10 protein-coding genes are annotated in these 24,117 nt (G+C 40.6%); all 10 read right to left on the reverse strand.

What is annotated here, in order from left to right; all coding sequences use genetic code 11:
- Positions 1–177: 177 nt before the first annotated feature.
- Positions 178–2,643: an ABC transporter permease gene (locus tag AC1DYB_RS16850; RefSeq protein ID WP_477436639.1), complete on the reverse strand. Its 2,466-nt coding sequence runs from the start codon at positions 2,641–2,643 to the stop codon at positions 178–180.
- Between the two features lie 76 nt (positions 2,644–2,719).
- Complete coding sequence (locus AC1DYB_RS16855) at positions 2,720–5,188, reverse strand: ABC transporter permease (protein ID WP_477436641.1); 2,469 nt, start codon at positions 5,186–5,188, stop codon at positions 2,720–2,722.
- 77 nt (positions 5,189–5,265) lie between these two features.
- A complete protein-coding gene (locus AC1DYB_RS16860; protein WP_477436643.1) occupies positions 5,266–7,695 on the reverse strand; it encodes an ABC transporter permease in 2,430 nt (809 codons plus the stop codon).
- 108 nt (positions 7,696–7,803) lie between these two features.
- Positions 7,804–10,233 (reverse strand): ABC transporter permease, encoded by a 2,430-nt coding sequence (locus tag AC1DYB_RS16865; RefSeq protein ID WP_477436645.1) that lies wholly within the window; start codon positions 10,231–10,233, stop codon positions 7,804–7,806.
- A 280-nt stretch (positions 10,234–10,513) separates the two neighbouring features.
- Positions 10,514–11,542 carry a DUF4097 family beta strand repeat-containing protein gene (locus AC1DYB_RS16870; RefSeq protein WP_477436647.1) on the reverse strand — a complete coding sequence of 343 codons (1,029 nt, stop codon included), beginning with the start codon at positions 11,540–11,542 and terminating at the stop codon, positions 10,514–10,516.
- 81 nt (positions 11,543–11,623) lie between these two features.
- On the reverse strand, positions 11,624–14,017 hold the full coding sequence (locus tag AC1DYB_RS16875; protein ID WP_477436649.1) for an ABC transporter permease: 2,394 nt from the start codon (positions 14,015–14,017) through the stop codon (positions 11,624–11,626).
- A gap of 124 nt (positions 14,018–14,141) precedes the next feature.
- Positions 14,142–16,523 carry an ABC transporter permease gene (locus tag AC1DYB_RS16880; RefSeq protein WP_477436651.1) on the reverse strand — a complete coding sequence of 794 codons (2,382 nt, stop codon included), beginning with the start codon at positions 16,521–16,523 and terminating at the stop codon, positions 14,142–14,144.
- Positions 16,524–16,644: 121 nt separating this feature from the next.
- Positions 16,645–19,020 carry an ABC transporter permease gene (locus AC1DYB_RS16885; protein WP_477436653.1) on the reverse strand — a complete coding sequence of 792 codons (2,376 nt, stop codon included), beginning with the start codon at positions 19,018–19,020 and terminating at the stop codon, positions 16,645–16,647.
- A gap of 143 nt (positions 19,021–19,163) precedes the next feature.
- Positions 19,164–21,590 (reverse strand): ABC transporter permease, encoded by a 2,427-nt coding sequence (locus AC1DYB_RS16890; protein ID WP_477436655.1) that lies wholly within the window; start codon positions 21,588–21,590, stop codon positions 19,164–19,166.
- A 110-nt stretch (positions 21,591–21,700) separates the two neighbouring features.
- On the reverse strand, positions 21,701–24,112 hold the full coding sequence (locus tag AC1DYB_RS16895) for an ABC transporter permease (protein WP_477436657.1): 2,412 nt from the start codon (positions 24,110–24,112) through the stop codon (positions 21,701–21,703).
- Between the last annotated feature and the right edge of the window lie 5 nt (positions 24,113–24,117).

The raw sequence follows: 24,117 nt of genomic DNA on the forward strand, positions 1-24,117 counted from the left end.
GGCTAAAGGCTAAAGGCTAAAGGCTAAAGGCTAAAGGCTAAAGGCTAAAGGCTAAAGGCTAAAGGCTAAAGGCTAAAGGCTAAAGGCTAAAAAAATAGCGATGGTTTTCACCATCGCTATTTTTTTAGTTAATTTCCAGAAAAGCTTTCTGCTTTAAGCCTTACGCTTTCTGCTTTTTTACTCACTCCTCAAACTCTTCACTGGATTAGCCACTGCCGCCTTTACTGTTTGAAAGCTTAGCGTAAACAGGGCGGTTAACAGCATACCCGCTCCACTAACAGCAAATATCCACCAGCTTATTGTTGTACGGTCGGCAAAATTTTCCATCCATTTATTCATGGCATACCAGGCAGCAGGCGTTACTATTACAAAAGCCAGTACAATCAATAATACCAGCTCGGTTGAAAGCAGTCTTACTATTTGAGCCACAGATGCACCGAGTACCTTACGTACCCCTATTTCCTTAGTACGCAGGCTGGTGGTATACATGGCCAAACCCAATAGACCTAAACAACTGATAAAGATTGATAGACCGGTTGCCCAGGTAAGTAATGTGGAGGTATGCTGTTCCTGGTCATAAAATTTGGCGATATCGGCGTCAAAAAAGTGATAATCAAAATCTTCTTCAGGGTATAATTGTTTCCAGGCAGTTTCTATGCTGCTGATGGCTTTCTTCCATTCATTTCCCCCTGCGGTTTGCGGTTTTAGGCCTATGTGAAAAGTACGGTTTCCAAACCTGTTCCCCGGTATCAAAATGCTTAGGGGCTTAATTGGAGAATGTAACGATCTCTGGTAAAAATCTGCAGCAACTCCAACAATTTCAATTTTATGGTTGTCGTAGTCCAGCATCTTACCGACGGCATCGGCGGGATTTTTAAAGCCTAATACCTTTGCATATGTATTATTAATAATAAGGGCTTTTGCCGAATCAGCCTGCCTGATATTGCGGCCGGCCAGCAACCTGATATGATAAACCGATATATAATTTTCGTCGGCATATTTTTGCTGAACATCCGTTTTTATTTCTTTCCTGCCGTCTTTGTAGGTAATCTCGGTGCTATTGGTATTGCCAGACGATGGCGCGGGGCCGCCAATGCTTATCATATCTACCTGTGGAATGCTTGCCAGTTTGTTTTTAAACACTTGTTTCAGGCCGTCGTGTTTATTCTTAAACGGAATGGTAATATTCACGATAGCATCTTTTTTAAAGCCGAGGTCTTTATGCAAAGCATAGTAAATTTGTTTGCTTACCAGTATAGTAGCCATGATAAAAAACTGTGCTATTATGAACTGCATAACCGTTAACGATTTACGCAACACGGCATTACGGGTTTTACTTGACCCCGACTGAGCTTGGTTTTTTAGCACTAGCACAGGCTTATAAGCGGATAGCACCAACGCCGGATAAAATCCGGAAAGTAAGGTTACTATAAAAGTAAGTGCAACCAGGAACAAAATTAAGTTGCTTTGGCGTATATAATCAATCGTTACCTCCTTTGGAATAAAATCTTTGAATAATTTAAGTATCACCGGAGCAAGACACATGGCTATAATTATCGCGAAAACAGTTACCAGGAAAGTTTCGCTTAAAAACTGACTGATAAGCTGACTACGGGTACTGCCCATGGTTTTGCGGATACCTATTTCCTTTGCCCGCTGTGAGGCCTGGGCTGTAGTAAGGTTTATAAAGTTGATACAACCCAGTACAAGTAAAAATGAGGCGATAACCAGCAGGCCATATAACGTAGTCTTGTTGGCAATACGCCCGTTATCAAAATTACTGTAGTCTTTGTTAAAATGCAGGTCATTTAATGGCTGCAGATGAAACAGTTGTTTATTCCCGGCATTCTCTTTCTTTGGTGGATCATGTTTTTTGAGCAACACATTCAATTGCTTCTCTACATTGGCAGCATTCGCGTTATCGGCAAGTTTAATAAATAATGACGATGCCGAAGTTGTGCTGCCCCACTCGGTTAATTGCATATTCCCCTTCAGATCGGCATTGCTGAGCCCGGTGCTGTATGATATAAAATTGCGAAAGTAAAAATCTGTGTTTTGTACAGGTGTTTGCACAATGCCTGTAACAGTTGTTTTAATAGTATCAAAAATTACAGTTTTACCGAGCACCTGATTATAGGGTATATTCGGGAAATAAATTTTAGCCTGGTCTGAAGTAATGACCAATTTAAACGGCTCATTTAATGCGGTTGAAGGAGAACCAGCTAACCAGTGGTATTTAAACAAATTGAAATAGCGGCCATCTGCAAGCACAGCATCACTCTGGTTTTTAAATTTAACAGGCGCATGAGCCCCGGGTTTCGGTACAAACACATCTGTTTGGTATAAAGCAAAAAATGGCACTACATCTTTTACACCAGTAACCTCCGATTTGACAGCACCCGGAAGCGGGCCTGTTACTCCGCTGTTATAACCCACTTCGCCAGAGAATGAATATTCAGTAACTACCCTGTATATCCTATCGCCATCCTGGTGAAACTTATCAAATGTAAAATCAAAATTGACAATAACATAAATTACCAATGCGGCACTGATGCCAATGGATAAACCCACAATGTTAATCAGCGTAAATAGCTTATGCCTCCCGAAATTACGGAACGCGATTTTGAAGTAGTTTTTTATCATGACTGAAAATTAAATTCTAAACTCTAAATCCTAAATTTTAAAAATCCTAAAACCCTGTAAATAACCAATGAGTAAATCACTCGCTTCTCAAACTTTTCGTCGGATTAGCTATAGCTGCTTTAACCGTTTGGAAGCTTGATGTAATCAATGCCGTTAACAGCATTCCCCCTCCGCTCAGCACAAAAATCCACCAACTGATATTGGTATGGTCGGCAAAACTTTCCATCCATTTGTTCATGGCATACCAGGCCAATGGGGTAACCAGCACAAAGGCCAGTGCTATAAGCATTACTAACTCGGTTGATAGCAGGGTAACAATTTGCGAAACGGTGGCACCTAATACCTTACGTACACCTATCTCTTTAGTACGCTGATTGGTATTATGAATGGCTAAACCCAATAACCCAAGACAGCTGATAAATATAGATAATACTGTTGCCCAGCTTAATAAGGTAGAGGTGTGTTGCTCCTGATCATAAAACTTAGCTATGCTTTCATCAAAAAAGCGATACTCAAAATCGTCCTCGGGATAAATTTCCTTCCAGGATGCCTCCATTGCCGAAATAGCTTTTTTCCAGTCACCGCCACTGGCAGATTGTGGTTTTAGCGCGATATGAAATGTACCATTGTTGTAATGATTGTTCTCTGTTAAAATAGCTATAGGCTTAATGGGAGCATGTAAGGATTCTGCATGAAAATCGGCCACAACGCCTACAATCTGCATTTTTTTATCTCCATTAAAATTATCAATGTATTTACCTACTGCATTATGCGGATCTTTAAACCCGATGAGTTTAGCATAGGTATTGTTGATAACAAAGGCTTTTGAGGTATCGCCCGGCTGCAGGTTACGTCCTGCTAATAATTTGATTTTGTAAACGTGGATATAGTTCTGGTCGCCATATTTTTCATTCAGTTCCATTTTAATTTCTTTTTTACCATCCCGGTAAGTTACCTCTGTAGAGTTGCCGTTATCTGACGATGGCGCGTCTTTACCCATACTAACCAATTCTACTTGCGGCAGTGCGTTTAATTTATTCAAAAACACCTGGTTACGGCTGGTAGTACGGTTTTTCCACGGAGAGTTTATTACAATAATGGCATCTTTTTTAAGTCCGAGATCTTTATGCAGCACATAATAAATCTGTTTACTCACCAATACCGTTGCCATGATGAAAAACTGGGCAATAACAAACTGTGTAACTGTTAATGATTTACGGAGCCAGGCATTACGGGTTTTGCTGCTATTGCTCGCAGCCTGATTTTTAAGCACTAACACAGGTTTATACCCCGATAACAAAACAGCCGGGTAAAAGCCTGATAAAACGCTTACTACAATAGTTAACAGTGAAAGAAAAACGATCAAATCAGGTTGGCCCAAAATATCCAGCTTTATCCCCTGGGGAATAAAATCTTTAAAGAGTTTTAGTATCATCGGGGCCAGCATGGTTGAAATGATTACTGCAAACAAGGTGATAAAGAATGTTTCACCTAAAAATTGAACAATCAGTTGTATCCGGCTGCTTCCCATTGTTTTACGGATCCCTATCTCCTTTGCCCTTTGTGCCGCTTGTGCCGTAGTCAAATTAACAAAATTGATACAGCCCAATAGCATCAAAAACAGTGCTATAGCCAGTAAGCCGTATAAGGTTGTTTTATTGGCTGTACGCCCATTATAAAATGTTCCGTAAAGCTCATTAAAGTGTACATCGTTTAGCTGTTGCAAAGCAAAACTGCGGGTATTGCCCTTGTTTGAGGGTGTTGGCGGATTATGTTTTTTTAGTACCTCGTTTAGCTGCTTTTCAACATGCGCAACTGTTGTATTTGGAGATAGTTTGATAAAAAGCTGCGAGGCCGGAGTTGTACCACCCCAATGTTCGGGCCTTAATTCGTTTTTTAACGCGTTGTTATTTACCGCCGACGAATAAGATATAAAATCTGAAGAAGCAAAGTCGGTATTGCCCTTTAATGGTTCAACAATACCTGTAACTGTTGTACTTAATGTATCGTACATCACTACACGCCCCAACATCTGGTTATAAGATAATTTAGGAAAGTATTTTTTTGCCTTATCTGTAGTAAGCACTACCTGGTTGGGCCCATTAAATGCTGTATTGGCTTTCCCAGCAAGCCACGTATAGTTAAAAAGTTCAAAATAGCGTTCATCGGCCAATACAACGTTATTCTGGAGCTTGAATTTAACCGGAGTTCCTGATTTTGCAGCTATAAGCACATTAGGCTGATACAAGCTGAAAAATGGGGCAGCAATTGCAACGCCGTTTACTTCTGTCTTTACAGCCTCGGGCAAAGGCCCGCAAACACCGCGGTTATATGCTGGTTCGCCGGCATAGGTATAATTAGAAACTATCCGGTAAATCCGGTCGCCATCTTTAAAGGATTTATCAAAGGTGAAATCAAAATGAACAATTAGATAAATAACCAATGCCGAACTTATGCCAATGGATAAACCAATGATATTAACGAACGTGAAAAATTTGTGCCGCCAAAAGTTGCGTAAGGCTATTTTTAAATAATTCTTTATCATCGTTCTATCAAACTTTAAATCCTAATTTATAAATTCTAAATTTTAAAAAGACTATTACCTTAACACTTAAATTAGGGTTATTCACTTCTCAAACTCTTAACCGGATTTGTGGTTGCTGCCTTGATGGATTGAAAGCTGATGGTTACAAAGGCGATTATAACCGCTATGATACCCGCCATCACAAAAACCCACCATTGGATGCTGATGCGGAAGGCAAAATCAAGCAGCCATTTACTCATGGTATACCATGCTATTGGCAGGGCAATTACCGAGGCAATAAGCACCAGTTTTAAAAAATCTCTGGATAGTTCGGTTACAATTTGCGGTATGCTGGCACCTAATACTTTGCGTACGCCAATCTCTTTAACCCGTTGTGTAATGGTAAATGCCGATAGGCCGAATAATCCCAAACAAGCTATAAATATGGCAATGAACGCAAATATGGTAAACAGGGTGCCCTGCTGTTGTTCACTATCATACAACTTTTGAAATTTTTCATCCAGAAACGTGTATTCAAAAGGCGTTTCAGGCTGATATTTTTTCCAGGTCTCTTCCAATGTATTGATGGCTGACTGGACATGGGCGCCATCAATTTTTATAGATAGTTTGCTATAATTACTATTGGCGAACGATGGCATACGCATTAACAATGGGATGATATTCTGATGCAGAGATTCGAAATGAAAATCGTTCACTACGCCAATAACCTTTCCTTTTACACCGCCATAGCTTATTTCCTTACCAATGGCGCTTTCCGGAGTTTTCCAGCCAAGTACCTTTGAAGCAGACACATTTATTACATAATTATTGGTGTCGGTACCAAACTCTTTTGAAAAATTACGACCGGCAGCCATTTTCATGCCGTAGGTTGGGATAAAGCCATAATCTGTATTGATATACTTAACGTCGGCCTGGACAGCTTGTAATGTACCGCCTTGCATAACCGATATTCCCTGATCATCCAATAAGCGACCAGAAGGGATTCTTGAAGAGCGGCCGATGTCTTTTATCGCCCCTTCCTTCATTACCGCATTTTTAAAAACCTCAAACTGACTGGGGTTAAAATAATTGCCAATGCTAACAATATGATCCTTGTTAAATCCCAATGATTTTTGTTGCATGTACCTCAATTGCTGAAATACAATGGTTGTAGCAATAATTAAGATGATAGAAATAGAAAACTGCAAAACCACTAATACCTTGCGGAAAGATATATTACTTGACCCCACCTTTAACATACCCTTTAAAACTTTTACCGGCTTAAAGGATGACATAAAAATAGCGGGATAAATACCACTGATAATACCAATTACAAATGGCAACATAACAATGGATATGATAATTTGTGGCTGCAATAGACTATCAAAAGAGAGTTGAAGTCCTGAAAATTTATTAATAAGCGGCATGATGAGCCAGGTAATAACTAAAGCCAAAATCAGCGAGAAAACAGTAATAAGTACTGATTCACTTAAAAACTGCGTAATGATCTCTTTTTGCTGAGCCCCTATTACCTTACGGATCCCGATTTCTTTTGCCCTTAATGTGGAGCGGGCAGTTGACAGGTTCATATAGTTGATGCAGGCTATGAGCAGGATAAACAGCGCAATGGCCGAAAATATATAAACGCGTTTAATATCACCGTTCTGTTCCAGTTCATCATCAAGGTGCGAGTAAAGATGGATATCCAGCAGCTTTTGAAAATGTAGTTTACTAAATTTTGATTCCCTGTAATTTGCAGGCTGCCCCGGAAAGTGTACATACTTATCCAAAAATGCTGGGAACTCTGAAGCCACATGGTCTACATTATAACCTTTAGGAAACAGCAGGTAGGTAAAAAATGAATTATTGCCCCAGTTAGTTTCCAGTCCCTTTTGCCCATAAACCACACTATCTCTTAAAGTATTAAAAGATAGCAGCATCTGCGGGTGAAGCTGCGCATTCTCCGGAAATGATTCATATATGCCTGTAACCTTAAAATTATATTGATTATCTACCCTAAACTCCTTGTTCATCGGGTCTTCATTACCGAAGTATTTATGAGCCATCTCCCGGGTCATCATTACACTATATGGTTCCTTTAATGCGCTTTTAGGATCACCGGCAACTGTTTTCACGCTAAAAAAATCAAAGAAATTCTCATCAGCAAAATAAGAATCCTTTTCATTTATAAGTTTATCCTTATAACGTATGGTTACACCGCGGTTGGGCAATATGCGCGTAACCTTTTTAATATCCGAAAACTCGTTTTTAAGCAAAGGCCCAAACGGCGGCGCTACAGCCCCCAGGTGCAGATTATCAATTCCATCGGCCGTATTAAAGCTTCGCGTAACGCGGTAAATATCGTTGGCGTTATTGTTAAACTTATCATAGCTCAGCTCATTAATAATATACACCAGAATGAGCATACAGCAGGCTAACCCAACGGTCAATCCAAAAATGTTGATGAACGAAATAAATTTGTGCCGGGTGATGTTTCGCATGGCACTCCGTAAGTAATTCCTTATCATGATAATATCGTTAAATTCTAAATCCCAATTTTTAAACTCTAAGCCCTAAATCCCAAACTCTAAATTCTGATTGCTAAATCAAGTTCCCTTTTTAATGAACCAATGAACTTATTCGTTCCTCAAACTCTTCACCGGGTTTGCCAAAGCAGCCTTTACCGATTGGAAGCTGATAGTTATTGCCGCCACCAATACCGCTATAAAACCTGCCAATAAAAACACCCACCATTGTATACTAATACGATATGCAAAATCCTGCAGCCATTTATTCATAGCATACCAGGTGATAGGAAATGATATCAGCGATGCGATTACGATCAGCTTTAAAAACTCTTTAGAAAGCATGGTAGTAATACTTCCGGTTGATGCCCCTAAAACTTTGCGGATACCGATCTCTTTAACCCGTAGCCTAATCATAAATGCGGCCAGGCCAAACAATCCTAAACTGGCTATAATGAGCGCTATAAAAGCAAATACAGTGAAAATTTTACCGGTTTGCTGTTCAGCCGCGTAAAGTGATGCAAATTTCTCATCAAGGAAAGAATAGCTAAAAGGAAGATCGGGTTTAAAACCGTCCCATTGAGCCCTCATATCAGCAATCAAAGCCTTAATATCTTTTGTTTTTACTTTAACCATAACAGAGCTTATGGTATGGCCATTTAATAACATCAGCGGAGCAATTTTTTGCTTGGCAGATACATAGTGAAAATCTTTAACTACACCCACCACCGTATACTGAGCCCTTGCCGAGCGAACAATAATTTTACCTATCGGATCGCTTTTACCCCAGCCAAGATCACGTACCAGGGCCTCGTTAACTACAACAGCCATGGAGTCGCCGGGATATGAGGGATAGAAATTCCGGCCTTTTACAACTTTGATGCCCAGCGTAGGTATATAACTTTCATCAACATGAAAAATATCGGTGTGAATTTCGGCATGGCCGCCCTTGTCATTAAATTCCTTTGCATCTATCTGGGTGCCATCAATGCCGCCGCCTGTACCCGGAACGCTGCTGGATATGGTTGCATTGATCACCTGCGGATTACGAAGCAGCTCCTGCTTAAACGCGTTGATATTATTACGTAGCGAATAAGTTTCATTAATTACCAAAACCTGGTCTTTATCATACCCCAGTTTTTTATTTTGCATGTAATGCAATTGCTGGTAAACTACAAACGTGGCAATGATAATTGCGGTGGATACGGCGAACTGGAAGACAATAAGTCCGCTGCGCAAATAATTTTTGCTCACAGCTTTTGTATTACCCGTGCCTCCCTTTAACACACTAATGATCTGGAAACCCGACAAGACAAAGGCAGGATAAATCCCGGCAATTACGCCTACTACAAATGATAGTAAAAGTTCAATTACTATAGCTTTATAATTAAGGAAAAAGCTCATTTCTATTTGCTTGCCGGCCAAATCATTAAACAAGGGCAAAAGCAGGTAAACAATAGCTACAGCAAATATCATGGCCCACAAAGTGAGTAATACCGATTCGGTAAGGAACTGCGAAATAAGCCCGCTTTTTTCAGACCCTAATACCTTACGGATACCAACCTCTTTGCTCCTTTTTGCCGAGCTTGCGGTGGATAGATTAGTAAAATTGATACAGGCCAGCATGAGTATAAATATGGCTAATGCAGCAAAAATGTACACATAATGAATATCCCCGTTCGCTTCTAACTCGTATTTGGTGGCCGAGTGTAAGTGAATATCAGGTAAAGGCTGTAAATAAAACAGGAACGTATTTACCGATTTACTGGCTTCGGCTGTGCTTATATTCATATCATGGGCTATTTCGGGCACCACAAACTTTCTGACAAGGTCATTGGGAAAAGCTGCTTCGAGCTTTTTTGGATCGGCATTTTTATTTAAGCGGATATAGGTAAAAAATCCGATGTTGCTCCAGGTTTGGTTTCCCTCCCTTACATATTTATTCATGCTAAAAAATGCATCCCCATGAAAATGAGAGTTATCGGGTACCTTATCAATAAGCCCCGTAACTTTGTAAGGTTCTCTGTCAACAAGTAATGATTTACCTAACGCAGGTTGATTGCCAAAATATTTTTGTGCAAATGCTTTGGTAATTACTACACTATAAGGTTCTTTAAGGCATGATTTGATATCTCCACCAACCAACGGGATCGAAAACATCTGCAAAAAGTTAGGGTCAACCATTTGCAGGTGCTCTTCTTTAAATTTCTTTCCATCATATTCTATAAATGATGGCTTATGGCCGGTTAGCCTGGTTACTTCCTCCACCTGCGGATACTGATCTTTTATTCCTTTAGCTACCGCTACATCTACATTTGGATACTCGCTCGCTCCGGCGTTTTCAACCGTTTTAACGCCAACGCGATAAATCTGGTCGGCGCCCTGCGGATACCGGTCATAGCTTAGTTCACTGTAAACGTAAGCGGTGATCAGCATGCAGCAGGCCAATCCAACCGAAAGGCCAAATACATTGATAAAAGAAAATATTTTATTGCGCTTTAAACTGCGCCAGGCGGTTTTAATATAATTTTTAAGCATCATGATGTAATTACATATGATGCTGTTTAAAATACATACCAATTATTTAATAAATTGATTATCAATTAATTAAATAATTAAATAGTTTACAACTGTACGCAGGCGTAACAGTGGGTGTACGTTTACGATACAGTGTAAAAAAAAGCGAAAACTTAATACAGAAAGCTAACGTTGATTACAAGAACCAATACATTATTACATAATAGCATATTCACTAAACACAAAGGACCTATCGTGTTCAACAACAGGCCCCCTTTGCGTACCTAATTACTTTATATAGATCTTAGTTAAGATTAAGATTAATCCGATTGCCCCTGATTACCACAGATGAACCGCCACCGTTTAGTTTACCTTCAATTTTTTCCTTTTCTTTAGTTCCGCTAAAGTTGGAAGTAAAGTTTGCTTCTACTCTATCGGCACGCAAATCAAGGTCAAAACCTTGTTTTGATGGCAGTGACAAATCCACATGCCCGCTAACATCAACCTTAACATATTTACCGACACTGTTAAATTGAGCGTGAAAACTGCCGCCGCTTGTAGATGCGTCAAGTGCGCATGCCAGGTTGGTAAGATTGATGCTACCACCCGAGGTTCCTGTTTTAAATTCTCCGGCTATGTTATTTGCATTGATGCTGCCGCCGCTTGTATTTGCATCTATAGTGCCTTTTAAATCGGTAAGGCGCAATGAGCCGCCAGAAGTTTCCAGGTGAATTTTACCATTGCAATTGGTAGCCTCAATGCTGCCGCCGCTGGTTTCAAGGCTGATGTCGGATCCGGAGTTGCTTACATGGATGCTACCGCCAGATGTTTCACCTTTAATTTTAATAAGGCCGGTTAATTTGTCAAGATGTAAGCTGCCGCCACTGGTTTCAAATTTTTCATTACCCGATAAATTATCCATGTGGATGCTTCCACCGCTGGTATTCAGGTTTGTATTAACCTGTTTTGGTACAAATACTTTAAAGCCGATACTTAAAGAGTTTTTCCAGTTTGAGAAATTGTGCTTGTTTTTGGCAGTTGCATGAACTTCGCCACCGGTAACAGTAACACTCAGCTCATAGTTTTGCAGGCGTTTTTCTATTTCTTCTTTTGATATACTGCCAATTACATTGTTTCCCTGGATATAAACCTCCACACGAGGAGCTTCTCCGGCCGCACCGCTTACGCTTATGCTGCCTCCTGATGTATTAACAAATACGTCTTTTATAGCACTCCCTGATAAGGATTTTGTCATGTATGGCGTTTTGGAGTCCTGCGCGAAAACAACACAGCTTTGGCAGGCCACAAAAAATAACAGTAAGTGCTTTTTCATAATGTTTTAGTTTAGTTTGTTGATAAGACGACAGGTGTGGAACATACGTTGCACTGGTTTCAAAAAATAATTCAAAAAGCCTTACTCCGATCTTAAACTATTTACCGGGTTGGCCAGCGCGGCCTTTATAGCATGATAACTAATGGTTACAATTGCGGTAAACATTGCAATTACACCAGCCACGGTAAATACCCACCATGGTATAGCAATACGATAAGCAAAATTCTGCAGCCAGTTGTGCATGGCCCACCAGGCCACCGGCGAGGCTATAACTACAGATAACAACACCAGTTTCAGGAAATCCTTTGATAATAAGGCGCTGATGGTTGACAGGCTTGCACCCAATATTTTGCGGATCCCTATCTCTTTGGTGCGTTGTTCAATAGTAAATGCGGCCAAACCAAACAGACCCATTGTAGCCAGTACAACAGTTATATAAGTAAACAAGCTAAAAATAGATGATAGCCTGTCTTCTGCTTTATATTGCTGGTTAAATGCATCATCCATAAAAGTATAATTGAACGGGGTGTCCTGATCATACTTCTTGTAGATCCCCTGCATTTTTCCAAGCAGGGTTGGCAAATTAGTACGCGGTTTTATTTTGGCAAAAAGTGTACAGCCCTGCCTTTTCCATAACGAAATGGTATCGGACACAGTAAAAACAGCCAATGGCCTTATCTCGTCAGATAACGAAGTATAGTTAAAGTTTTTAAGCACCCCAACAATCTCCAATTTATTATTACCATCACTAATGAAGCTGCCTACCGGATTTGCGGGTAATTTTAATTTGGAGATGGCAAGTTCATTTATTACCACTTTTTTTAAGCTAACAAGATTGGTACCCGCTAACGGTGGATATTTCCACTCAAGGCCTAAGGTTGAGATAAATTTGCTATCCGCTATTACGTTTATCATACCCACATTTTCGTCCTTGTTTTTACCTTGGGCAAAAAACATATCATAACCTTTATAAATACCATGCTGGGAAGTGGCCACATTGCCCACTCCGGCAAGATCGCCGATATCTTTTTTAAACGCCTGGTATTTTGGGGCAAGATTTGTCCCTACAGGTATCATCACTATATTATCACGGTTAATTCCCGTATCTGCATGCCTGAAAAAGTATAGCTGCCTATCTATAATAATGCCGCAAATAATCAGCCCCACTGATATGGCAAATTGGAGTGTGGTAAAAACCTTGCGTACCATAGCACCGCCAGCCTGCTTGCTCATTTTACCTTTAAGGGTAACCACAGGCTTAAATGCCGAGAGCACCAATGACGGGTAACTCCCCGCTATTAAAACGGTGATCACGAGTAATGCAATCATTAGCCCCAAAACCATAGGACTGTATAAAAATGAATTATCTATCTTGAGTTGCAGCACATTTAAAAACCAGGGCTTACACAAATAGCACAGGCAGTAACCTAAAACAAACGAGATACCGGTAAACAAAGCCGACTCGACATAAAACTGCATGGCTATACTTTTCCGGCTCGCGCCAGATACTTTGCGTACACCAACCTCTTTAGCCCGCAGCGTTGCCCTCGCGGTAGAAAGGCTCATATAGTTGACCAATGCCAGCAATAAAATTAATACAGCTACAAGCGGGAATATTTTAAGGTATTTGGTGTTTGAGAAATCACCGAAGTTGCTTTTCAGATGAGTATCGGCAATGGGCGATAAAGAGTAATCAATCTCATCAAAACTCTTGTCTTTTTTCGCCATCGCCTGCAAATTGCGTTTTAAGGCCGCTGTATCGGCAGGATCTTTTAATAGTACGTTAAGACCGAAGGAACCAACGCCTATTTGCTGAGAACCTGTATAAAAAGATGCCTCTTTCATCGAGAGCAAACTTTGTGTGGAAGCTACAAAATTAAAGTCGATAGATGAGTTTGATGGAGCATTTTCGGCCACGCCGGTAATATGGTAGGTATAGGCGCTATCTGTTTTTATCACCAGCGTTTTTCCAACAGGGTTTGCATCGCCGAAATATTTTTTCGCCATCTCCCTGGAGATCACTACTGAAAATGGTGTTTTAAGTACATCAGCAGCCTGCCCTGTCAGCAGTTTAAATGAATAAAAAGTAAAGAACCCAGGATCGGCAAATATCAGCTTACTTTCGGCAAATTTATTTTCTGGTGACGAAGGATTATTAACCACCAATGGCCTGAAATAAGCCAGCGTACGCATGTAATCTTCAACAACAGGATTGTTTTGTTTAACTATGGGGCCAGCAGCATAGCTCATATAAGCCATATTCATGACGTTGCCGCTTACTTTTATTGAAGCATGTAAATCAAATATACGTTTGCCGTTTTTATGAAAATTATCATAACTCATTTCATGACTTACATACAGCATAATCATGATACAAACGGCAAGCCCAACAGCCAAACCAGTAATATTGATAAAGGAAAATCCTTTATTTCTGCTCAAACTCCTGAATGCTATTTTGATGTGGTTCTTTAACATATGTTAGTTTATTGGTTCACTGGTTCATTAGTTCATTGGTACCTGACGCGTTTGTAAACTGTAAACTGCCTTGTCGCATTAGCAAACAGCTTACTGCAAACCGCAAACTGCTTACTGCAACTATCTACTCTGCTTTCAAGCTTTTTACCGGATTGGCCATTGCGGCTTTAGTTGATTGTATGCTAACCGTAATAGCGGCTACCAATAATGCGGCAGCACCTGTTATGATAAATACCCACCATTGTATATCAATACGGTAAGCGAAATCCTGTAGCCATTTACTAGAGATGTACCAGGCAATAGGCGAAGCTATGATGGCAGCAATGATCACCAGCGCTAAAAAGTCTTTTGCTATCAACAGGATGATATTGGCAATACTGGCCCCCAATACTTTGCGGATGCCTATCTCTTTAGTACGTTGCACAACGGCGAAAGCGGTAATAGCAAATAAGCCCAGGCAAGCCAGCAAAATGGCTAATACAGAAAACATAGTGAATATGCCTGCCGTACGCTGCTCGGTACGGTAAAGGGCATCAAAATCATCATCCAGAAAACGGTAGTCAAACGGGCGGTGACTAACACGATCTTTCCAAACTTTGCCAATTTGAGCCAGGGTCGCAGATGTATTGTTACCATCTATTTTTACAAACATTTTGTGCAGCTGCTGATTATCCAGGAACAATATGAGTGGAGTGATCTGGTCATGGAATGATTTAAAGTTGAAATCTTTGATCACACCTTTTATTGTTCCGGTTATGCCCTTTGATATGGTTTTGCCAATAGCCTGTTCCGGTGTCCAGCCCAGGGCTTTAATTGCCGATTCGTTCAGCATAAAGGTATAATGGTAATTTTTGTTTTTGTTGGTTGTGTCCAGCAATTGCAGATCGGCGTGCGTGTAATCGCTGCCAGATACCAGTTTAAGCTGCATGGTTTTAATAATATCCTCATCAACCGGGATGGCATTAACCGAAATGCTTTTACCGTCGTTGGTAGTTATACCATCTCCCCAACCTACATTAATGGGTTCATCATTGGCTGCTGCTACCTGCTGTACTCCTGGTATTGCAGCCATGGCTTTTTTAAGTGCATCCAATTGCGGCAGTATTTTATCATCAATAGGCAGAACCACCATATTGCTTTTACTGTAGCCAATATCCTTATTGCGGATATAGGATAATTGCTGCAGTATCACGATGGTGGATATAATAAGAAAGATAGAGATCACAAACTGGAAAACGATTAGCGATTTACGCACATTTTGGCCAGACGTGAAAGAGAAACCAGATTTCAGGATCTTAACCAGCTTAGCACCTGATAACATCAGCGCCGGGTAAACGCCGGCTGCAAAACCTACAGTAATGCTTAAGGCAGCAAGCCCCATTAATATCGCGGGACTAACTAAGGTTGATACCCCGAGTTGCTTGCCAGAGATCTGGTTAAATAAAGGCAGCACCAACGCGGCAACAATAACGGCGAAAACAGAAGCGATTGCCGCTGTAAAAACCGATTCTGCAATAAACTGCCAGAATAACTCGCCATTGCCTGCCCCCATCACTTTACGCACCCCAATTTCGGCACCACGACCAGCCGACTGGGCAATGGCCAGGTTAACGTAGTTTACACATGCTATTGTTAATATTAAAAAGGCCACAGCCAGCAAAACATAAATGTAAGTGATGCTGCCATTGGGCTCAAACTCATCTGCAAGGCTTGATTTTAAATGAACATCTGTTAACGCTTGCAGGTTATACGTTAAGTAACGCCCGCCATCCATCTTAAGCTCTTTTTTGCTTACAATATTGAGCATATAAGCACTGAGTTGTTTTTGTAAGGGCGGAAGCTGCGTTTTAGCGTCCAATAACAGATAGGTCATGTTACTGGCAGACCACCATTGCTCGGGCCCGTTCATAGCAATATACAGGCTAAACGGCAATACAAAATCAAACTGGATCTGAGAATTTGTTGGCGCATTTTCGGCTATTGCCGATACCGTAAAACTGCGGGTACCAACCTTTAAAACTTTGCCCAAAGCATCCTGGTTGCCAAAGTATTTTTTAGCTGAGTTTTGGGTGATGACAATTTTATCGGGAGCGCTCAAAGCCGAAGCAACATCGCCCTCAACAAGTTTAAAAGAAAAAACTTTAAAGAAATTAGCATCAGCATATAAAATGCTTTTTTCATCAAATACCTGGTTATTATAGCCAATTACTTTGCCGGATTTAAAAGTACGCACATAATCCTTTACCCCCGGCAGTATGCGCTTAAACTGCGGCCCGGCCTTGGTACCGCTCACCGCAATGCGCTGCGGCCCATCGGCTAAGTTGTATTCCATGGTGGCCCGTACTATTTTATCGGCATTAGCATGAAACTTGTCATAACTCAATTCATGCTTTATGTAGATGCCAATGAGCAAACAGCTGGCAATACCAACCGTCAATCCCAGGATGTTAATAAAAGCATACAGCTTGTTCTTTTTTAAATTACGCCACGCTAACTTTGTATTCATATTTTTAAAATTCTAAATCCTAATTTTTAAACTCTAAACCCTAAAAAGAAAAAATCCTAAACACCAATTTCAAGTTTCGAACCCTTTACCAATGAACTAATGAACGAGTGAACCAATGAACCTATTCGCTCCTCAAACTCTTTACCGGATTCATTAGCGCAGCTTTTAGCGACTGGAAACTAATGGTAAACAGCGCGATAACAAAAGTTAATACTGCAGCCAGTGCAAATATCCACCAGTGTAACTGGGTTTTGTAGGCGAAACTTTGCAGCCATTTATCCATACAATAATAACCAATAGGCATGGCGATAACTGTTGCCAGCAGTACCGGTTTCAGCAGATCTTTTGATATCAGTATCAGTATATTTTGTACCGATGAGCCAAGTACTTTACGTACACCAATTTCTTTGGTGCGTTTGGCAGCGGTGAATGAAGCCAGCCCAAATAAACCCAGGCAAGCGATGAAGATGGCCAGTCCCGAGAATATGCTCAGCATGGTTTGCTGCCTGATATCGGTTTTATAGGTGGTATCAAATTTTTGATCCAAAAAACTGTACTCAAACGGGTAAACCGGAGCTACCTTCTTGTAAATATCTTTCACAGTTGCAAGAGCGGCAGGAATGTTACCTGCTTTCAGTTTAATCACCACTACCCTTCTGTCATCACTTGGCGAAATCACCAGGGCATCCATGTTTTCTTTCAGCGATAGGAAATTAAAATCCTCCACTACGCCTACTACGGTTCGTCTCTTATCATCGCGGCCTTTGTTTTTTATCCATTTACCAATAGCCTGCTCGGGAGTAAAGCCAAGATCTTTAGCAGCAGTGCGGTTGATGAGCACCGAATTGGTAGTATCCGTAGCAAACTGAGGTGAGAGATCTCTTCCTGCTATCATTTTTAATCCCAGCGTTTTTACATATTCAAAATCGGCAAATTCGGTACGCGACATAAATGTTGCCTGCTGACCTTCTGCATCAAACCCATGAACATCATAAAACCCACCCGGCTCGCCCGACATCAGGGATACTGATGATACAGCGCTCGAATTTTGTAATTCATCTTTAAACTGCCGGCGATGATCATAAATATCATTATTATCGATGCTTACCACAATAGTTTGTTCCTTATCATAACCCAGCGATTTGCTTTTGATGTAATGCATCTGGTTTACAATTACGATGGTACCGATAATAAGCATTACCGATATGCTGAATTGTAATACCACTAAGGATTGCCTGAAAATACTACCGCCTTTGCCCAATTTAAGCTTACCTTTTAAAGCCTGAATCGGCGAAAAAGCCGACATAAATATCGCAGGATAGCTACCGGCCAAAAAGCCGACAATTAATATTACCCCTAACAGGAACAGATAGATGGACGGGCTATTCCATGATACAGTAAGGTCATAACCCAACAGCTGGTTATATGCAGGCATCAGCATTAATAATAAACCGATAGAAAGCGCGCAGGAGATCAGTGCCAGCATGAGTGATTCGCCTATAAATTGCCAGATAAGATGATTCCGTAACGCGCCTAATACTTTGCGCATACCTACTTCTTTTGATCGTTCAACCGCCCGAATGGTAGCCAGGTTCATGAAGTTGATACAGGCAATCAGCATAATAAGCGCCGCTATAGAAATAAAGATAAACACTACTGTTTTATCGCCGTGTTTCACATTGTCAAATGCGGATGCACTTTCAAAATAAACCTCATTTAGCGGTGTTAGCTTAAGATCGAACTTAGCGCCAAATTTCTGCATATCCTTGCCCATGTATTTATCCATGAACTGTGCAAAACGATTTTCAAGAGCCTTTTGGCTGCTATGTTCATTTAGCAATACATATACAAACAGCCCGTTATTGATCCATACGTTAAAGTTTGGATTTTTGGTATAGTTAGCTATAGGCATCACCAGGTCAAAATCAAGGTGCGAATTTGAAGGCACATCTTTAGCTACCCCGGTAACTTTCAATTGCAGCTGCTTATCAAACTGTACAACTTTGCCCATGGCATTATCCACAGATCCAAAATATTTTTTGGCCGTTTTTTCAGTCAACACCACACTATTAGGATTATTTAATGCAGTGCCAGAATCACCCTTAAGAAGCGGAAAAGTAAAAAGTTTAAAAAAGCCTGCATCTACCGCATAAACTTTCTTTTCGTTAAATGCTTTATCACCAAATGAAACCAGGTTATTCTGAGGCGATACCCTTACGGCCATTTTTATATCCTGCGGATAATCATTAAGCAATGCCGGCGCATAGGGTCCTGACAGATACGGCACCCTTGGTTTCGCCGGATCAAATCCGCGCATCACCCGGTAAATATTTTTCCCCTGTTTATGAAACTTGTCTACACTAAACTCATTCATAATATACAGAAATATCATGAGGCATATAGTAATGCCCATGGTTAATCCCAATATGTGTATCAGCGAAAAAGCCTTCTGTTTATAAAGGTTTCGCCAGGCTATTTTGAAATAATTACGGATCATAATTTTAAAACTCTAAATCCTAATATTTAAATTCTAAACTCTAATTTTTAAAATTCTAAACCCTAAAATGAAAAACTCCTAAACTCCAATTTCAAGTTTCGAACTCTTCACCAATGAACCAATGAACGAGTGAACCAATTAACCTATTCGCTCCTCAAATTTTTAACAGGATTGCTGAGCGCCGCTTTTATAGATTGAAAACTGATGGTTGCAAATGCGATGAATATGGCCAGGAACGATGATACCGCAATTACCCACCATTGAATGTTTTGGCGATAGGCGAAACTTTGTAGCCACCAGTGCATGGCAAACCAGGCTATTGGTGTTGCAAAAACTATAGCTATCAGTACCAGTTTGATAAAATCTTTTGAAAGCATGCTGACGATAGTACTTACCTCGGCTCCCAATACCTTACGGATACTGATCTCTTTACCACGCTGCTCTGCAGCATAGGCAGCCAAACCAAACAAACCAAGGCAGGCTATAATAATGGCCAGCGAAGTAAACACAATAGATATGGTTCCCATACGCTGTTCTTCGCGATAAGTAGCGTCAAAATCCTCGTCCATAAACGAGTAGTTAAACTCCCTGTTTGGCGATATGGATTTCCACCTATCTTTAATAAGAGCCATCAGCGAGGCAATGTTGGCGGTATTTATTTTTAAGCTTAATGCCCCCGTATCCTCACCATACATTAATACCACCGGGGTGATGTTGGTTTTTAACGAATTGAAGTTAAAATCCTTTATCACCCCAACAATATGAAAACCCTTAAACGTTTTGGCCATATTATCCTGCGGCAGGTAAAGTGTTTTATTTATAGGATCAGGCACATCCATCAGTTTTGCGGCAGTTTCGTTAATGATCATGGCGGCGGTATCGGTGCCCATCTGTTTAGAAAAATTACGTCCTTTAGTAATTTTCAAACTCAGGGTATTAACATAATCTTCGTCAACAACCCAGGTTTGTGTAAGTATACCCCGCTTTTGATCCAGGTTACGATCAGGGAACATACTACTGCTGTTACGGTAATCCATAGTGGGTAAAAAACCGGTCATGGTTGCATTCATTACCCCGGGCAATCGCTTCACCTCATCTTTAAATGTTTTTGCCTGTTTACCAAGATCATATGTGCCGTGTATGATCAATACCTGGTTACGATTATAGCCGAGATCTTTATGCTGAATATATTTTAATTGGTTATAGATCACCAATGTACCAATGATCAGAAAAATGGAGATTGAAAACTGGACTACCACCAGGAAACTTCTTAACCAGCTACCTTTAAAGCCAGTGGAAAGCTTACCTTTTAATACTTCAATGGGTTGAAAAGCCGACAGGAAAAACGCGGGATAGAAACCTGCCAGGAAACCAATAACTAATACAACTACCAGCATACCGGGTATTAGCCAGGTTAATGAACCCATGTTGAGTGCCAGGGTTTTATCTGCCATCTGGTTAAACATCGGCAAAAATAAATAAGCTGTGATAACAGCCAGCACGGCCGCAATAAAAGTAACCATTACAGATTCGGACAGGAATTGCGCTATAAGGTATTTTCTTGGCGAGCCCAATACTTTACGCACCCCAACTTCGCGCGCCCTGTTTGATGAACGGGCGGTAGATAAATTCATGAAGTTTACGCAGGCTATCAGTAATATAAAAATGGCTACTGCGGTAAATATGTACACATATTGAATGTTCCCGTTATGCGCAAGCTCTGAAACRCTGTTTGATTTAAGGTGAATATCTTTTAAAGCAACCATATTGAGCTGGTATTTATTACCGGCCTTTTCAAAAGCATCAAAGGTAATATGCAATATGCTTTGCAATTGCGGCCCAGCATATTTACGCAACAACTGAGGTAATTTAGCCTGAAATTTCTTTGGATCGGTACCTGATTTAAGCAATATATAAGTATTAAAATTATTGCTGAACCAGGCATCTTCCTTGCTTTCGGCAAGGGTTGTCATGGATAAAAAGAAATTAAAATTAAAGTGTGATTGCTTAGGGATATCTTTAATAACGCCGGTTACCTTGTATAATATACTATCATTAAAAGTTAAGGTTTTGCCAACCGCCTGCAGTGGGTTATTAAAGTAGCGTTTGGCTGTAGTTTCGGTTATTACGGTAGTGTGGGGTTCAGTTAAAGCCTTTTGCGCATCACCGGCAATCATGGGTAAGGTAAATACATCAAAAAGCGAGGCATCGGCATACACCATCTGATTTTCTTTAATACTTTGATTTCCCTTTTTTACGTTGAACCCGCCCCTGTTAATCATCCTCACCGATTTTTCCACGTCAGGAAAATCAGCCACCAATGCCGCTGCAAGTGGTGCAGGCGAACTAGCGTAAGACTGATCGTTACCGCCAAATTTGATATCATTATTTAAGCGATAGATCCTATCGGCTTTTAAATTGAACCTGTCATAACTCAACTCATCAGCCACATAAAAAACAATAAGCAAACAGGTTGCCAGTCCAAGCGCCAGGCCCAGAACATTAATAGCCGTAAAGCCTAAGTTTTTCTTAAGCGTACGGAAGGCGGTTTTAATGTAATTTTTTATCATGACGAATAAATTCTAAATCCTAATTTCTAAACTCTAATTCTGAGGTTCCGAGCCTTACCTAATCACCAGGTAACTGTCTGCCTGCTGAAAACTGCACATTGCCCACACCTTTATTCGCTCCTCAAACTCTTTACCGGGTTGCCCAAAGCAGCTTTTATTGATTGAAAACTAATGGTTACAAAAGCTATCAATATGGCTGTTATACCGGCCACTGCTAATATCCACCATTGTATATCCATGCGGTAAGCAAAACCCTGCAGCCACCAATGCATGCTTATATAAGCCAATGGGGAGGCCAATACAATGGCTATAAATACCAGCTTTATAAAGTCTTTTGACAACATGCTAACGATTGTGGTTACACTTGCGCCCAAAACTTTTCTGATGCCGATTTCCTTATTCCGTTGCTCGGCTGCATAAGCTGCCAGGCCGAATAAACCAAGACAGGCAATTAGTATAGCCAAGGTGCTAAAGGAGATAAAGATCTCGCCTACACGTTGCTCCGAGCGGTAGGTGGCATCAAAATCCTGATCCATAAACGAGTAGGAAAATTGCTGATTGGGCGAAAGTTTCTTCCACCTGGTTTCTATCTGTGATATCAATGCAGCAATGCCCGACGCTTTTACACGTATGCTTATAGCCCCCCGGTCTTCGGCATAAGCTAAAACTACCGGGGTTATTTTTTCATGCAGTGATTTAAAGTGGAAATCTTTCATAATACCCACTATATGATATGGCTGAATGCCGTAACTATCGCGATACACGGTTTTGTCCAATGGGTGCTTCTCGCCATAGGCTTTTACAAACGCCTCATTTACAATAATAGCGGCAGTATCAGTAGCCATTTGTTTAGAGAAATTGCGACCGTCGGTCATTTTGATATCCATTGTTTTGATGTAATCCTCATCTACCGGCCAAAACTCCGTAAGTACATCTTTTTTAATATCGATAGTACGATCGGGAAATAAGCCAGTAACGTTACGATCTTCACCCGTTGGCATGTAAGATGACATGGTAGCGTTTACTACACCAGGTAACTGTTTCAATTCCTGTTTTAATATGGCGGCTTGCTTACCCAATACACCTGTATTCCTGATCACCAACACCTGGCTCCTATCAAACCCCAGGGCTTTATTGTGAATATATTTTAACTGGTTATAAATTACTAGTGTACCGATGATTAGAAAAATAGAGATAGAGAACTGGAAAACCACCAGGAAGCTCCGGAGGAAACCGCCCTTAAAACCACTGGCTATTTTACCTTTCAGCACATTAATTGGTTTAAATGCCGAAAGAAAAAATGCGGGATATGAGCCGGCCAAAAAACCAATAACCAAAACAACTACTATTAATGATGGTACCAGCCAAACCATTGATTGCTGTGTAAAGGCTAATTGTTTGCCGGCCATTTCATTAAACAATGGCATTAGTAAAATTGCAATGAATAATGCGATTAAAGTTGATACCAGCGTTACTAAAATTGACTCGGTTAAAAACTGGTATACCAGGTATTTACGCGCCGATCCTAATACCTTACGTACCCCAACCTCCTTAGCCCGGTTTGATGAACGGGCAGTTGATAGGTTCATGAAGTTTACGCAGGCTATCAGCAATATAAATATGGCAACTACCGAGAATATATACACGTACTGAATATTGCCGCCTTGCTCTAATTCATACTGGCTATTGGTTGATCGCCGCAAATGAATATCAAGCAAAGGCGTTAACAACACCTTTAAATAATTGCCACCTGTTACCCAGGCAGATGGATTGAAAGAGTTTTTAATATCCAGTTTGGTAATCTGGCTTTCCAGTTGTTTTACATCGGTCCCTGGCTTAAGCAGTACATAATTATGGATACCGCTGAAACCCCAGCCGTGCACATTGCTTTCGGGCAGTGATGAAAAAGATAAAAAGAAATCATATTTAAAATGCGACTGGGCAGGCACATCTTTTATTACCCCGGTTATTTTATAGATACTGGTATCGTTAATGGTTAGCGTTTGCCCAACAACATTTACTTTATTGAAATATTTTTTGGCCGCGCTTTGGGTTATTACAGCGGTATGTGGTTCTGTTAGCGCATTTGTAGGGCTGCCATCAATCATGGGCAAGGTAAATACATCAAAAATATTCGATTCGGAATATACAATGCTCCTCTCCTGGATATTCTCTGTTCCTTTTTTGATATAGAATTTTTGCGGCGACCAAAACAGTGATGTGGTGGGTATCAGCCTCGCTATCTTTTCAATCTGCGGAAAATTGTTTTTTAAAGCATCCATCAAAGGAGCTGCAGTGCCCGCCGATGAACCTTCGCGACCATTTAACCTAACATTCTCTGTTACACGATAAATCCTGTCTGCCTTGGTATTGTATTTGTCGTAGCTCAATTCATCCACTACATAAAACACAATAAGTAAGCACGTTGCAAGGCCTATGGATAGTCCCAGTACATTTATAGCCGTAAAGCCTTTGTTTTTCCAAAGGCTACGGTAAGCGGTTTTGATGTAATTTTTTATCATCGTAT

It is taken from the genome of Mucilaginibacter sp. P2_A4, assembly GCF_056405015.1.

Coding starts and splice junctions, on each gene's coding strand:
- AC1DYB_RS16870 (WP_477436647.1), bottom strand. CDS start 11,542: ATGAAAAAGCACTTACTGTTATTTTTTGTGGCCTGCCAAAGCTGTGTT.
- AC1DYB_RS16895 (WP_477436657.1), bottom strand. CDS start 24,112: ATGATAAAAAATTACATCAAAACCGCTTACCGTAGCCTTTGGAAAAAC.
- AC1DYB_RS16850 (WP_477436639.1), bottom strand. CDS start 2,643: ATGATAAAAAACTACTTCAAAATCGCGTTCCGTAATTTCGGGAGGCAT.
- AC1DYB_RS16865 (WP_477436645.1), bottom strand. CDS start 10,233: ATGATGCTTAAAAATTATATTAAAACCGCCTGGCGCAGTTTAAAGCGC.
- AC1DYB_RS16855 (WP_477436641.1), bottom strand. CDS start 5,188: ATGATAAAGAATTATTTAAAAATAGCCTTACGCAACTTTTGGCGGCAC.
- AC1DYB_RS16860 (WP_477436643.1), bottom strand. CDS start 7,695: ATGATAAGGAATTACTTACGGAGTGCCATGCGAAACATCACCCGGCAC.
- AC1DYB_RS16885 (WP_477436653.1), bottom strand. CDS start 19,020: ATGATCCGTAATTATTTCAAAATAGCCTGGCGAAACCTTTATAAACAG.
- AC1DYB_RS16880 (WP_477436651.1), bottom strand. CDS start 16,523: ATGAATACAAAGTTAGCGTGGCGTAATTTAAAAAAGAACAAGCTGTAT.
- AC1DYB_RS16875 (WP_477436649.1), bottom strand. CDS start 14,017: ATGTTAAAGAACCACATCAAAATAGCATTCAGGAGTTTGAGCAGAAAT.